At 70.6% G+C, this 12,946-nt stretch carries 14 protein-coding genes and 1 tRNA gene; 4 read left to right on the top strand and 11 right to left on the bottom strand.

The annotated features are described in order from the left end of the window. Positions 1–25 precede the first annotated feature (25 nt). From VGR32_RS00220 to VGR32_RS00245, 6 genes are all read right to left on the bottom strand, one after another. Complete coding sequence (locus tag VGR32_RS00220) at positions 26–265, bottom strand: acyl carrier protein (RefSeq protein ID WP_125257405.1); 240 nt, start codon at positions 263–265, stop codon at positions 26–28. A gap of 168 nt (positions 266–433) precedes the next feature. After that, positions 434–1,174 carry a 3-oxoacyl-[acyl-carrier-protein] reductase gene (fabG, locus tag VGR32_RS00225; RefSeq protein ID WP_327446855.1) on the bottom strand — a complete coding sequence of 247 codons (741 nt, stop codon included), beginning with the start codon at positions 1,172–1,174 and terminating at the stop codon, positions 434–436. Between the two features lie 63 nt (positions 1,175–1,237). Beyond that, positions 1,238–1,570, bottom strand: a complete 333-nt coding sequence (locus tag VGR32_RS00230) for a hypothetical protein (RefSeq protein WP_327446857.1) — start codon at positions 1,568–1,570, stop codon at positions 1,238–1,240. Positions 1,571–1,619: 49 nt separating this feature from the next. Then, positions 1,620–2,561 carry an ACP S-malonyltransferase gene (fabD, locus tag VGR32_RS00235; RefSeq protein ID WP_327446859.1) on the bottom strand — a complete coding sequence of 314 codons (942 nt, stop codon included), beginning with the start codon at positions 2,559–2,561 and terminating at the stop codon, positions 1,620–1,622. 64 nt (positions 2,562–2,625) lie between these two features. Beyond that, positions 2,626–3,876: an Nramp family divalent metal transporter gene (locus VGR32_RS00240; RefSeq protein WP_327446861.1), complete on the bottom strand. Its 1,251-nt coding sequence runs from the start codon at positions 3,874–3,876 to the stop codon at positions 2,626–2,628. Between the two features lie 37 nt (positions 3,877–3,913). Further along, entirely contained in the window at positions 3,914–4,270 is a 357-nt protein-coding gene (locus VGR32_RS00245) for a phage holin family protein (protein WP_327446863.1), read from the bottom strand. 103 nt (positions 4,271–4,373) lie between these two features. Here VGR32_RS00245 and VGR32_RS00250 point away from each other — a divergent pair, with 103 nt between their 5' ends. From VGR32_RS00250 to VGR32_RS00260, 3 genes are all read left to right on the top strand, one after another. Beyond that, entirely contained in the window at positions 4,374–4,811 is a 438-nt protein-coding gene (locus VGR32_RS00250) for an HIT family protein (protein ID WP_327446865.1), read from the top strand. Between the two features lie 42 nt (positions 4,812–4,853). Beyond that, a tRNA-Thr gene (locus tag VGR32_RS00255) sits at positions 4,854–4,929 on the top strand. Positions 4,930–4,953: 24 nt separating this feature from the next. Further along, positions 4,954–5,583, top strand: coding sequence for a helix-turn-helix domain-containing protein (locus tag VGR32_RS00260; protein ID WP_327446867.1), 630 nt, complete (start codon positions 4,954–4,956; stop codon positions 5,581–5,583). Here VGR32_RS00260 and VGR32_RS00265 read toward each other — a convergent pair. Further along, entirely contained in the window at positions 5,580–6,350 is a 771-nt protein-coding gene (locus VGR32_RS00265; protein WP_327446869.1) for a prepilin peptidase, read from the bottom strand. The two genes, VGR32_RS00260 and VGR32_RS00265, sit on opposite strands and share 4 nt — an antisense overlap. A gap of 87 nt (positions 6,351–6,437) precedes the next feature. Between VGR32_RS00265 and VGR32_RS00270 the strand changes: the two genes are divergently transcribed. Continuing rightward, positions 6,438–6,926, top strand: coding sequence for a cytochrome c family protein (locus VGR32_RS00270; RefSeq protein WP_327446871.1), 489 nt, complete (start codon positions 6,438–6,440; stop codon positions 6,924–6,926). Between the two features lie 4 nt (positions 6,927–6,930). On the opposite strand, the gene VGR32_RS00275 is transcribed toward VGR32_RS00270, so the two are convergent. The 4 genes from VGR32_RS00275 to VGR32_RS00290 form a co-directional block, all read right to left on the bottom strand. Beyond that, positions 6,931–10,110, bottom strand: a complete 3,180-nt coding sequence (locus VGR32_RS00275; RefSeq protein ID WP_327446940.1) for an efflux RND transporter permease subunit — start codon at positions 10,108–10,110, stop codon at positions 6,931–6,933. A gap of 2 nt (positions 10,111–10,112) precedes the next feature. Further along, entirely contained in the window at positions 10,113–11,246 is a 1,134-nt protein-coding gene (locus tag VGR32_RS00280) for an efflux RND transporter periplasmic adaptor subunit (protein WP_327446873.1), read from the bottom strand. A gap of 128 nt (positions 11,247–11,374) precedes the next feature. Next, positions 11,375–12,139 carry a hypothetical protein gene (locus tag VGR32_RS00285; RefSeq protein ID WP_327446875.1) on the bottom strand — a complete coding sequence of 255 codons (765 nt, stop codon included), beginning with the start codon at positions 12,137–12,139 and terminating at the stop codon, positions 11,375–11,377. After that, complete coding sequence (locus tag VGR32_RS00290; protein WP_327446877.1) at positions 12,136–12,900, bottom strand: class II aldolase/adducin family protein; 765 nt, start codon at positions 12,898–12,900, stop codon at positions 12,136–12,138. The genes VGR32_RS00285 and VGR32_RS00290 overlap by 4 nt, the downstream gene beginning before the upstream one ends. Between the last annotated feature and the right edge of the window lie 46 nt (positions 12,901–12,946).

Genomic DNA, 12,946 nt, shown 5'->3' on the forward strand with positions numbered 1-12,946 from the left:
CATCAAGCCGTCAGTGACGGGCGGATCAGCCCGCCAGCTTCTCGTCGATGAACTTCACCGCGTCGCCGACCGTCTGGATGTGCTCGGCCGCGTCGTCGGGGATTTCGATGTCGAAGGCTTCCTCGAAGGCCATGACCAGCTCGACGTTGTCGAGCGAGTCGGCGCCCAGATCGTCGATGAAGGAGGCCTTCTCGGTGACCTTGTCGGGGTCGGCGTCCAGGTGGTCGATCACGATCTTGCGGACGCGTTCCAGGGTGTCGGACATGGGTGTCTCTGTTCTCTAAGCGCCGCGAGCGGCGGGGTCTTCGGTCAGGCCTGCCGTCTCACGACGGCGACGACGGCGCAAGTCCGTCGGGGACTCAACGCCGAAGCTCGGTTTGGGTTTAGCACAGGCGGCAAAGGTGGAAACACCCTGTTGCAGGGCGTGATCGCCTCAGATCATCGCCATGCCGCCGTTGACGTGCAGCGTCTGGCCCGTGACGTAGGCCGCCTCGTCCGACGCCAGAAACACGGCGGCGGCCGCGATCTCGTCGCCCGTGCCCAGCCGGCCAGTCGGGATGTTGCGCAGGATGGTCTCGCGCTGCTGGTCGTTCAGGACGTCGGTCATGGGCGAGGCGATGAAGCCGGGCGCGATGCAGTTCACCGTTATGCCGCGGCTGCCGACCTCCTGCGCCAGCGACTTGGAGAAGCCGATCATGCCCGCCTTGGACGCCGCATAGTTGGTCTGGCCCGGATTGCCGGTGACGCCCACGACCGAGGCGACGCCGATGATGCGGCCCGCGCGGCGCTTCATCATGCCCTTCATGGCCGCGCGCGACAGGCGGAAATAGCTCTCGAGGTTGACCTTCAGCACGTCGGCGAAGTCCTCGTCCTTCATCCGCATCAGAAGGCCGTCCTTCGTGATGCCGGCGTTGGCGACGAGGATGTCCAGCGGCGCGCCCGCGGCCTCTTCAGCGCGGCCGATCAAGCCGTCGACCGATTCGGGGTCGGACAGGTTGGCGGCGGCGGCGAAGGCGCGGTCGCCCAGATCCTTCGCCAGTTCGGCAAGCACCGCCTCGCGCGTGCCGGACAGGACGACGGCGGCTCCCTGGGCGTGGAGCGCGTGGGCCACTGCGCCGCCGATGCCGCCGGTGGCGCCGGTCACAAGGGCGGTCTTGCCGGAAAGGTCGAACATGGGAGCCTCCACAATTGTCGCCCCGTCCTTACCGCCCGGGGGCGGCGCGGGGCAAACGGGAGATCACTCCTTCTTCGCGCGCGGATCGCCGGGCGCGTAGCGCGTCAGGTCCAGATTGCACTTCCCGCAACGTTGGCGGGGGCGGAGGAAGCGGCGCGAGCCGTCGTCATTGCGCCCGAACAGGTGATGGCTGCAGCGCGGGCAACGGGGGAAGGCGAAGGCCGTCGCGAGCGCCAGCAGCGCGCCTACGGCGGCCGAAAGGCCGTGACCGACCGGGCCGCCGTCATGGATCAGGGCCCCCACCCAGAGGGCGGCGGCGATGAGGCCCAGGTAGACGGGCCAGCGCAGCCAGCCCCAGGCGACGGCTGCGGAATGGGCGGTGACGCGCGCGTTCAAGATCGAGAAACCACAGGCTATGCGAACGAAATACGAAGGCGGGGAGCGGTCAGACGCCCGCGAAATTCCGGAGGTCGTCCGGACCGTTCAGGGACAGGCTTTCGGCCTCCGGAGCGATGCGCTTGGCCATGCCGGCCAGCACCTTGCCCGACCCGATCTCGACGAAGCGGGTCACCCCGCCCTGCCCGGCCATCCATTCCATGGATTCGCGCCAGCGGACACGGCCGGTGACCTGCTCGACCAGCAGACGGCGGATCGTCTCGGGATCGGTCTCAGGCCGGGCGGTGACGTTGGCGACCACCGGGACCGAAGGCGAGGTCAGGGTGGCGGCGGCCAGCGCGGCGGCCATCTCGTCGGCGGCGGGAGCCATCAGGGGACAGTGAAAGGGGGCCGAGACGTTCAGCGGGATGGCGCGGGCCCCCAGCTCCTTGGCCTTCTCGATGGCGCGATCGACGGCGGCCTTCTCGCCGGAAATGACCACGTTTCCGGCGTTGTTGTCGTTTGCCACGACGCAGACGCCGATCTCCGCGCCCGCGGCGGCGGCGGCTTCGGCGAGGGCCAGATCGGTCTTCGGTCCGATGAGCGAGGCCATGGCGCCCTTGCCGACCGGAACGGCGCGCTGCATCGCCTGACCGCGCAGCTTCAGCAGGCGGGCGGCGGCGGCCAGCGACAGGGTCCCGGCGGCGCACAGGGCGGAGTATTCGCCCAGCGAGTGACCGGCCACGAAGGCGGCGGAAGACACGTCGACGCCGAACTCCGCCTTCAGGGCGCGCATGACGGCGACGGAGACGGCCATCAGGGCCGGCTGGGCGTTTTCGGTGAGGGTGAGCTGATCCTCGGGCCCCTCGCGCATCAGCAGCGACAGGCGCTGGTGCAGGGCGTCGTCGACCTCTGCGAACACCTCACGCGCGACGGGGAAGGCGTCGGCCAGGGCGGCGCCCATGCCGACCGCCTGGCTGCCCTGTCCGGGGAAGAGGAAGGCCGTGGTCATGGTTTCGCTCCGGGATGGGACGGCTCGGGTTCCCGTAAGGGCATGGGTCGCGGCGGGCAAGGCGTCAGATCAGACCGACGATCTCCCGTCCCGCCAGAAGGGCGAACAACAGGGCCGAAACGATCAACAGGCCGTTCGACACCGGGCCGGAGCGCCACTCCGCCGGCGTCCGGCCGGAGTTCAGCAGCCAGATCAGCGTGCCGGCGAGAAAGGGCATGAACAGGCTGCCCAGCACGCCATAGGCGACGATCAGGGCGAACGGCCGGTCCATGAACAGCAACGCCATGGGCGGGAACGTCAGCCACAGGGCGTAAGCCCGGAAGGCCGGGCTGCCCGATCCCTTCGCCGCCCCCTCAAGCCGTCCGGAGACATGGGCCGCGAAGTCGGCGAACATCAGGCTGACGCCCTGCCAGACGCCGATCAGGCTGGAGAAGGCTGTGGCCCAGAAGCCCACGAGAAAGGCCACGGCGATCGGACGATTGAAGCGGTCCTCCAGAACCTCGGCGAGGTCCAGCAGGCCGCGGTCGCCGCTCTGCAGGGCGGTTCCCGAGGCGTGCAGCAACTCCGCGCCGACCACCAGCATGGCCACGACGAACAGGCCGGTGACGCCGTAGGCGAGGCGATTGTCGATCCGCATCGTCCGCACGAACGCCGCGCCGCGCCAACCCTTGGCGGCCAGCCAGTAGCCGTAGGCGGCCATGGTGATGGTTCCGCCCACGCCGCCGATCAGGCCCAGGACGTAGAAGCCCGAGCCGCCCGGCAACGTCGGCCACAGCCCGGTCAGGAGACGAGGCACATCCGGCGCGACGAGCACCGCCAGCCCCACCACGGTGACGAACATCACGCCGACCAGCCCGGCCATGATCTTCTCGAACAGGCCGTAGCCGCCGATCATCACCAGGCCGAGCCCCAGCACGCCCATCAGCATGCCCCACGTCTTCAGGTCCAGGAACGGAAACAGGGCGGTCAGCGGCAGGGCGGAGGCCGTCATCGCCGCGGCCCCGTAGACGAAGCCCCAGACCACGGCATACAGGCCGAAATAGGCGCCGGCCCAGTTCAGCCGGCCGACGCGCGGACCGGGCAGGTCGGACCAGCCTTCGAACATCGTGCGTCCGGACGTGAGGGTGAACCGCCCCACCCCCTCGGCCAGGGCGATCTTCAGCACCGTGCCGAGAATGGCCGCCCAGAGCAGGACGTGGCCGAAGCGCGCGCCGGCGACCAGGGTGGCGACGAGGTCGCCCGCGCCCACCCCCGTGGCCGCCACGACGATGCCCGGGCCGATCAGGGAAACGGTGCGGGGCGGCGAGTCGGTCATGGCGCGACGCTGGACCCCGACGGCGCCTGCGTCCAGTTCAGTCCCGCTTGTCGCCGTCGGGGATGAATGCGCCCGCGATCCAGCTGACGACGCCGGTCACGACGGCGGCGCCGATGCCGGCCCACAGCCCGTCGACCGCGAAGCCGCCGAGGAACATCGCCGTCAGGCCGATCATGGCCGCGTTCACCACCAGCAGGAACAGTCCCAGAGTGATCACGGTGATGGGAAAGGTGACGACGACCAGAACCGGGCGAACGATCGCGTTCACGAGCCCCAGGATGAGAGCGGCGGCGATCAGGCTGCCGGTGGAGGTGAAGTCGACGCCGGGCACGATCTGTGCCGACAGCCACAGCCCCAGCATGGTCACGAGGGCCTGAACGACGAATCGGATCATGGGCGGTCTCTCCCTACGGTCACGCTTGTCCTAGCGCACCATCGCGCCGCCGGCTCCCTTCTCCGGCGCGAGTTTGCTAATCAGGCGGAAAGGAGCCCGCCCGATGAGCCTGACCGGCGCCTACGACCCCGACAACGTGTTCGCGAAGATCCTGCGCGGCGACCTGCCGTGCGTGAAGGTCTGGGAGGACGACCGCGTGCTGGCGTTCATGGACGTCTTTCCCCAATCGGAAGGGCACGTCCTGATCATCTCGAAGGCTTCGAAGGCGCGAAACCTGCTGGAGGTCGAGCCGCAGGTGATGGCGGACCTGGCCGAGGCCCTGCGCCGCACGACCCGCGCGGTGGCCCGCGCGCTCGAGCCCGACGGGGTGTCCGTGATGCAGTTCAACGGCGACGCGGGCGGCCAGACCGTGTTCCACCTGCACTTTCACGTCGTGCCCCGCTGGGCCGACAGGCCGATGAAGGGCCACGGCCACGCGCCGATGGCCGAGACGGAAACGCTGCGGGCGCTCGCCGCGCGCATCGCCGCGGCCATGGACTGACCTCGCGCGGCTGGGCATAAGCGCTCGTCGCCCTCACCCGGGGCCGGCTTAGCTCAGTTGGTAGAGCGCCAGTTTTGTAAACTGGATGTCGCGGGTTCGATCCCTGCAGCCGGCACCATCCTCCCCCTCCCCCGGGGTCGCCATGTCGGAACCGCTGACGAACAAGCTGGGGCACCGGATCCGCAACCGCGGCGCGCGGACGCGTGAGGCCCTGCTGACGGCCGTGCGCGCGCTGCTGGAGGAACGCGGGCCGGGCGCCGTGCGGATCGCCGACGTGGCGCAGCGCGCCGGCGTTTCGGCGCCCAGCGTCTACACCTACTTCAAGAGCGTGGACGAGGCGGCGCTGGCCCTGTGCGAGGCCGCGGCGCCGGACACAGAGGCGCTGACCACCTTGCTGGAAGGCGACTGGTCGGGAGACGAGGCGTTTCGCGCCTGCAGGGCGTTCGTGGTGGCCATGGCCGGCGTGTGGAAGACGCACGGCGCGGCCCTGCGGGTGGAGCGTCTGATGGCCGACCGGGGCGATCCGGACTTCGCCGAGAGCCGCATCCGTCGCCTGCGCAGGCTGCATCTGGCGCTGGAACGGCGCATCGCGCGGGCCCGCGCGGCCGGATTTCACCCGCCCGGCCTGGACCCGCGGCTGGCCAGCTATGAGGTCGTCAGCCTCGTTGAGTCGGTCGGCGCGGGCTTCGCGCTGCTGCGCCGCGCCGACGACGACGCCGCGATCCTGGACACCACGGCGCACATGGTCGTGCGGCTGACGACCGGTCGCTAGAGCCCGATCGGTCCGTAGAGCCAGACCAGCCACGTCCCGACCGCGAGGAAGACGCCGAACGGCAGCCGGTCGTCGCCGCGCACCGCCTTGCGCAGCAGCAGCCGGGCCGCCACCACGCTGAGCCCCGCCACGGCGGCCCACAGCAACACCGACGGCAGGCCCGCGGCGCCGACCCAGGCCCCCGAGCCGGCGAACAGGATCGGATCGCCGTCGCCGAGGCCCGTGCGGCCGCGGACGCGCGCGTAAACGAAGCCGATTCCCCAGAGCAGCCCGAAGCCCAGCACCGCTCCCAGCAGACGGAGGACCGCGACGTCCCAGCCGGACAGCGCGCCCTGCACCAGCCCGGTCACGATCAAGGGGATCAGAAGGACGTCGAACATCTGGAACCGCTCGGCGTCGATCACGGCGATCAGGAGCAGCTGCCAGCCCAGAACGGCGCCGACCAACGCCAGAAGGGGATCCGGCGCGACCAGAGCGGCCCAGATGCCCACGCCTGCGGCCGCCAGTTCGATCAGGGGGTGGCGGGCCGATATGGGGGCCCGGCAGTCGGCGCACCGACCGCGGAGCGTCAGCCACGAGATCACCGGAACGAGATGGTGCGGACGGATCGGGGCGGCGCAGGCGCGGCAGCGGGACCGCCCCGCGACGACCCCCTCGCCTTCAGGCAGCCGGATCGAAACGAGCGCGAGGAAGCTGCCCACCACGAGGCCCAGTCCGCCCAGAAGGGCGGCGACGACCGCGGGATCCAGCGCCGGGAACGGGAGCATGAGCCGGCGTATCAGCCGCGGGGGCGAGGCGTCCAGCGCCCTTGCCCCCGCGCGCGGAGCGGCTCATCACAGGCTCGGGAGACCCTGATGATGCGCACCGCCGTCCTGTTCGTCACGACCGCCGCCCTGCTGGCCGCCTGCTCCGCCGGAAGCGAAGGCGGCGCGGAAAAAGCGGAGGTGCCCCCGCCCCCGCCGCTGACCGAGACCCAGAAGGCCGCGGTGTTCCAGGCGCTGCCGGCGCCTTGGGCGGGCGCGGATCTGGAAAACGGCCGCCGCGCCGCCGCGCGATGCCGCTCGTGCCACACGTTCACGCCCGGCGGACCGAACATGACCGGGCCGAACCTGCACGGCGTCTTCGGGCGTCGTGCCGGAGGGAAGGACGGCTACAACTACTCCCCGGCGCTCAAGTCGGCCGGGTTCGCATGGGACGGCGAGCGGCTTGACCACTGGCTGGAAAATCCGAAGCAGTTCCTGCCCGGCAACAAGATGAGCTTCGCCGGCGTGCCGGACCCGACGGACCGCCGCGACCTGGTGGCATGGCTGATGGTCGAGACGGCGCCGCCGCCCGCGGGCTGACGGTCTATTCGGCCGCCAGCGGGGAAGCGTCGTTGGCGGTGACCTCCTGCGCCTCCCACTCCTCGATCTTGCGGGCGGTGTATTCCGGCGACCGGGTGAAGCGGGCCAGCACGCCGTAGATCACGGGCACCACGAACAGCGTCAGGATCGTCGCGAACAGTGCGCCGGCGAAGATGACCACGCCGATGGTCTGTCGGCTGCCCGCGCCCGCGCCCTGCCACAGCACCAGCGGCAAGGCCCCGAACGAGGTGGCGATCGAGGTCATGATGATGGGACGAAGACGCAGGGCCGACGCTTCCACGATGGCCTCGCGGATGGATCGTCCCTGATCCCGCAGCTGGTTGGCGAATTCCACGATCAGGATGCCGTTCTTGGCGGCGACCCCGATCAGGATGATCAGGCCGATCTGGGAATAGATGTTCAGGCTGGACCCGGCCATGACGAGGCCGAACAGCCCGCCGGCCGCGGCCAGCGGAACGGTCAGCATGATGACGGCGGGGGTGATCCAGCTCTCGAACTGGGCCGCCAGCACGAGGAAGACCAGCAGCAGGGCGAGGCCGAACGCCGCCAGCACCGCGCCGCCCGCCTCGTTCTGGTCGCGGGCCGCGCCGCCCCACTGCACCGCCCCCACGCCCGTCGGCTGCTTCGCCACCTCGGCGTCAAGGAACGCCATGGCATCCGCCAGCGTCGTGCCGGGGTTGAGGTCGGCCTGCAGCGTGATCGCGCGCTGGCGGTCGAGGCGACGACGGTCCGGCGTGTCGCCCGAAGTCTGGGTCTGAACGACCGCGGACAGCGGCACCAGGGCGCCCGAGCCGGTTTCGACGTAGAGGGCCTCAAGGTCGGCGACGTTGCGGCGCTGGTCGCGCTCGGTCTGCAGGATGACGTCGTATTCCTGGCCGCCCTTGATGTAGGTCGTCGACCGGCGGGAGCCGAACATGGTCTCCAGCGTGCGCCCGATCTGCTGCGACGAGACGCCCAGAGCGGCCGCTTTCTCCGGGTCGACGTCGACCAGAAGGCGGGGCGCGTTGGGCTCATAGTTCAGTCGCGGGCGGGAAAAGCCGGGATTCTCCTGCGCCGCCGCGAGGATCGGCTGCAGCCAGGCGTAGACGTCGCCGTAGTCCGAACCCGTGACCACCATCTCGATCGAGTTCGAATTGCCTGCCCCGCGCTGGAAGCCGCCCGGCACCGAGGCGTTGACCTGTGCGTCCGTCTGGCTGCGGAGCTTGCCGTTGAGCTCTTCGGCGATCTCGGCGGCGGAGCGGTCGCGCTCCGACCAGTCGACCAAGGTCAGGTTGGCGTTGCCTGAGTTGAAGCTGCCGCCGCCGAAGCCGGGAGCCGAAACCAGATAGGATTCCACCTCGCCGGTCTCCGCGTATTCGGCGAGGATCGGCTCCAGCCCCAGCATGATGCGACGCGTGTAGTCGAAGCCGGCGCCCTCGGGCCCCTGCACCCGCACGCTGACGCGGCCGCGGTCCTCGTCCGGCACCAGTTCACTGGGCAGGGCGCGGAACATGAAGAAGGCGCCCAGACCGACCGCCACGACGACGCCGGCGACGCCGATCACCGCCGCGCGACGGCCCACGAGGGCGTTGAGCGAGCGCTCATAGGACTCGCGCAGGGCATCCATGGCGCCGTCGACCTTGCGCACGAACCAGCCGGACGAGGTGGCGGGGCGCAGGATCTTGGACGCCAGCATGGGCGACAGGCTGAGCGCGAGGAAGGCGGAGAAGGCCACGGCCGCGGCGATCGCGGCGGCCAGTTCGACGAACAGCCGTCCGACGTAGCCGGGCAGGAACAGCAGCGGGGCGAACACCGCCAGCAGGACGATGGTGGTGGCGACGACGGCGAAGAAGACCTGACGCGTGCCCCGCTCGGCGGCGACCAGCGGCGGCTCGCCGTGGTCGAGGCGGCGCTGGATGTTCTCGGTCACCACGATGGCGTCGTCGACCACGAGGCCGATGGCCAGCACCAGCGCCAGCAAAGTCAGGAGGTTCAGCGAGAAGCCGAGGGGCGCCAGCACGATGAAGGTGGCCAGGAGGCAGATCGGCGCGACGATGGTGGGGATCAACGCGGCCCGGAAGCTGCCGAGGAAGATGAAGTTCACCAGCGCGACCAGCACCAGCGAGATGCCGATGGTGATCCAGACCTCCTCGATGGCGTGCTTGGTGAAGACCGAGTTGTCCGAGCCCATCACCAGCTCGGTGCCGGGCGGCAGGGTGGAGCGGACCTGCTCCATCATGTCCTGGACCCCGCTGGAGATCTCGAGGTCGTTCGACTGCGCCTGACGGGTGACGGCCAGACCGATCTGGTCGAGGCCGTTGCCCCGGAACAGGCGCCGGTCCTCCGTCGGCCCTTCCACGATCCGCGCCACGTCGCCCAGACGAGTGACGTAGGTGGCTGCGCCAAGGACGGCGTCCGTCGAACCCGGCTGCGAGGCGGAGCCGCCGTTTCCGATCGGCATCTGCGCGAAGTCTTCGGGGGTGGCGTAGTTGCGCGCCACGCGAACGGTGTAGTCCTTCTCGCCCGACTCCAGCGCGCCGGCGGGCAGTTCGACGTTCTGGCTGGTCAGGGCCGACTCGACGTCGGTGACGGTCAGGCCGCGGGCGCTTAGCGCCGCGGGATCCAGCCAGATGCGCATAGCGTAGCGCTGCTCGCCGTAGATCTGCACCTGGGCCACGCCGGGCACGGTGGCGAGCCGGTCCAGCAGATAGCGGTCGGCATAGTCCGTCAGCTCCAGACGGTTCATCGTCGAAGACCGCAGGAACAGGATGATGACAGGCTGGCTGTCGGAGTCGGCCTTGGACACTTCCGGGGGCTGCGCCTGATCGGGCAGACGGCCCAGCACGCGGGAGACGCGGTCGCGCACGTCGTTGGCGGCGTCGTCGATGTCGCGGTCGAGGCTGAACTCCATCGAGACGTTGGAGCGGCCGTCGCGGCTGGTGGAGGTGATGCGCTCGATGCCGGGGATGCCCGCCACCTGCTGCTCGATCGGTTCCGTGATCCGGCTCTCGATGACCTCGGCCGAGGCCCCGGCGTAGCTGGTGGACACCGAGACGATCGGCGGATCGACGTCCGGCAACTCGCGGACCGGCAGGAAGAAGAAGGCGGCGGCGCCGACCACGCACAGCACGATCGCCGCCACGGCGGCGAAGACGGGGCGGCGGACCGAGACGTCGGACAGCATCATCAGCGGGCGGCCTTCCGGGCCTGCGCGGGGGCGCCGGAGGCGCCGCCCTGACCGGCGGGCCGGACCGGAGCGCCGGGCTGGATGCGGTTGAGGCCCGACCCCACGAGGCGGTCGCCCGCGTCGAGGCCCGAGAGGATTTCGACGAAGCCCCCTTCGACCGCGCCGGTGTCGACCTCGACGCGTTGAGCGGTCGTTCCGCGCTCGCCCTGCGCGAGGCGATACACGAAGGCGTTCTCTCCCTCGTACTGCACGGCGGCCTCGGGCACGGCGAGGCTGGTGCGGACACCTTGGGCGACCGCCACGTTCATCGACATTCCGGGACGGATGCGGCCGCCAGGGTTCGGGATTTCGGCGCGGGCGATCACGGCGCGCGTCGTCTCGTCCACGCGGGTGTCCAGCAGGGCGATGCGGCCGCCGAACGTCTGGTCCCCGAAGGCGTCGGACTGCGCCGTGATGGCGGTGCCGGGCCTCAGCACCGCGACGAAGCGCTCCGGAATGGGGAAGTCGACCCGCACGGTCGACACGTCGTCCAGGGTGGTGATCACCGTGTTCGGCCCGACCAGCGTGCCCGGCGTTATGGTCGTCAGACCCAGCACGCCGCCGAAGGGCGCGCGGATGACGCGGTCGCCCAGACGGGCCCGTGCGGCGGCGAGTCCGGCGCGGGCGACCTCCAGATCGGCCAGGGCCTGTTCCGCCAGCACGCGCGGCGCGACGCCGCGCTCGGCCAACGTGCGTGTCCGCTCGTAGTCGCGCTCGGCCTGGGCCACGCGGGCGCGCGCCTCGATGATGGCCGCGTCTTCCTCACGCGCCTGCAGCTCCACCAGCGGCTGGCCGGCGCGGACGTACTGGCCGTCTCGGAACAGGACCCGCGTGATCAGCTCGCTGGCCGGCGCGGTGACGTTGACCGACCGAAGGCCCCGCGCGACGCCGAGGACGCGGATCTGGTCCGAGAAGGTCCTCTGCCCCACCACGGCCACGGCCACGGCCTGGCCGCCGCCGCGCCCCCCACCGGGGCCTCCGGGCCCGCCGCGCCCGCCCTCTTCCTCGGCGAAGGCGATGCGCATGACGGCCGCGACGGCCATCAGGCCGACCAGAACGGCGGCGGCGACGAGGAAGAAGTGACGCTTGAACACGCGGCGGGGCCTCAGGCGATGGAGTCGTGCCGAAAACGGCGCGCACGACCTGAGCCATCGCGCGCCGGATGTCCACTTAACGCTGCGACAAGAGAATCCCGTCGCGCCATTTCGTCACAACTTGTGTGTCAGAACCGTCGCCACAGACCGACGACGGGACCGGACGACGCGGGCGTCTCGCGTCCCCAAACGGCGCTGCGCCAGCCGAGCTGAAGGCTCCAGTCGCCCCAGTCGCGCACGAGAGAGGTCTCCACATTGACCCAGCGCGGCCCGTCGTCGTCCGCCATGCCGCCGAAGACCTGCGCCAGCACCATCCAGTCCGGTCCGTGCCGGACGCCGACCGTCAGATCGCCGCGGGTCTCGTCGGGCAGGCCGTCGCGCAGACGACGGGCGGCCTGGACGTCGACGAAGACGGACCGGCCGCCCAGCGTCATATTGCGGCCCGCGGCGGCGCGAACCTCCCAGTCCGTCGTCCCGCGACCCGGGGGCGCATAGCCGGCGTTGCGTCCCTCGCCGCCGTCGGCGACCGAGGCCTGAAGCGACACGGCGCCGCGGTCGTCGCGCCAGACCTGCCAGCGCGCCCCGACTTCCAGCGGTCCGCGCCCTTCGTAGTCCACGAAGGCGTCCTCGCCGCTCTGCCAGTCCCCCTTGAACAGGACGGCCAAGCGGTTCGCGACGCCGTATTCGACGAACAGGGATGCGGCGTCGTCGCGACGCGGGGCGGGCAGCGCGGCTCGATCGCCGGACGGATCGAAGCCCTGATCGGCGCGCATGGCCTCCAGCTTGAGGATGGCCTGCCCGGTTCCGCGCGGCGCGACCCAGGCCTGCGCGCCCGCCGGCGCGGCGGCCAGAAGGCAGACCCCGGCCGCCAGGAGGCCGGGGAGCGTCCTCAAGCGTCGTAGCCCGGCGACCTGCGGTCGAGCATCCGCAGGGCGCCCGGCCAGGCGAGGCCGGAGATGAAGCCGATGCCCCGGCCCTGCTCCTTGGTTTCGGCCTGGGCCGCGTCGGGGGCCATCAGGACGTGCTCGCGGCCGCCCGAGAGGGCCGCGACCTGCTGGGCGCAGGCGCGCTCGAGGAAGAACATGCCGACCCATGCCGCGGCGGCCGTCTGGCCCACGGCCAGCGTGCCGTGGTTCCGGAGCAGCATCAGCGGCTTGTCTCCGAGATCGGCCACCAGACGTTCGCGCTCGTCATGGTTCAGGGCCAGCCCCTCGTAGCCGTGGTAGGCGACCTGGTGCTGCAGCAGGCAGGCGTTCTGGCCGATGGGCAGGAGGCCTTCCTGCTGCGCCGCCACGCCGACGCCGGCGACGGTGTGGAGGTGGATGACGTAATGCGCGTCTTCGCGCGCGCCGTGAATGGCGGAGTGGATGGTGAAGCCGGCCGGATTGATGAAGCTGGTCGTGTCCTGAACGACGTTCCCGTCCAGATCGACCTTCACCAGCGAGGACGCTGTGATCTCCTCGAAATACCAGCCGTAGGGGTTGATCAGGAAATGGTGCTCGGGTCCGGGAACGCGGGCCGAGATGTGGGTGAAGATCATGTCGTCCCAGCCGTGCAGGGCGACCAGCCTGTAGAGGGCGGCCAGATCGACGCGGGCCTGCCATTCCGCCTCCGAGACGCGGGATTTCAGCGACTGGGCGTGACCGTCGGCCATGGAAAACCTCCTGAGGGACCGGGCGCGACCGTCGCGCCGGGAGGCC

It is taken from the genome of Brevundimonas sp. (assembly GCF_035935935.1).
Taxonomy (GTDB): Bacteria; Pseudomonadota; Alphaproteobacteria; order Caulobacterales; family Caulobacteraceae; genus Brevundimonas.

Excerpts from the sequence above, each read along its gene's own strand:
- VGR32_RS00270 (WP_327446871.1), top strand. The coding sequence starts at position 6,438 with ATGATGCGCACCGCCGTCCTGTTCGTCACGACCGCCGCCCTGCTGGCC.
- VGR32_RS00250 (WP_327446865.1), top strand. The coding sequence starts at position 4,374 with ATGAGCCTGACCGGCGCCTACGACCCCGACAACGTGTTCGCGAAGATC.
- VGR32_RS00240 (WP_327446861.1), bottom strand. The coding sequence starts at position 3,876 with ATGACCGACTCGCCGCCCCGCACCGTTTCCCTGATCGGCCCGGGCATC.
- VGR32_RS00275 (WP_327446940.1), bottom strand. The coding sequence starts at position 10,110 with ATGCTGTCCGACGTCTCGGTCCGCCGCCCCGTCTTCGCCGCCGTGGCG.
- VGR32_RS00245 (WP_327446863.1), bottom strand. The coding sequence starts at position 4,270 with ATGATCCGATTCGTCGTTCAGGCCCTCGTGACCATGCTGGGGCTGTGG.
- VGR32_RS00220 (WP_125257405.1), bottom strand. The coding sequence starts at position 265 with ATGTCCGACACCCTGGAACGCGTCCGCAAGATCGTGATCGACCACCTG.
- VGR32_RS00290 (WP_327446877.1), bottom strand. The coding sequence starts at position 12,900 with ATGGCCGACGGTCACGCCCAGTCGCTGAAATCCCGCGTCTCGGAGGCG.
- fabG (WP_327446855.1), bottom strand. The coding sequence starts at position 1,174 with ATGTTCGACCTTTCCGGCAAGACCGCCCTTGTGACCGGCGCCACCGGC.
- VGR32_RS00260 (WP_327446867.1), top strand. The coding sequence starts at position 4,954 with ATGTCGGAACCGCTGACGAACAAGCTGGGGCACCGGATCCGCAACCGC.
- fabD (WP_327446859.1), bottom strand. The coding sequence starts at position 2,561 with ATGACCACGGCCTTCCTCTTCCCCGGACAGGGCAGCCAGGCGGTCGGC.
- VGR32_RS00265 (WP_327446869.1), bottom strand. The coding sequence starts at position 6,350 with ATGCTCCCGTTCCCGGCGCTGGATCCCGCGGTCGTCGCCGCCCTTCTG.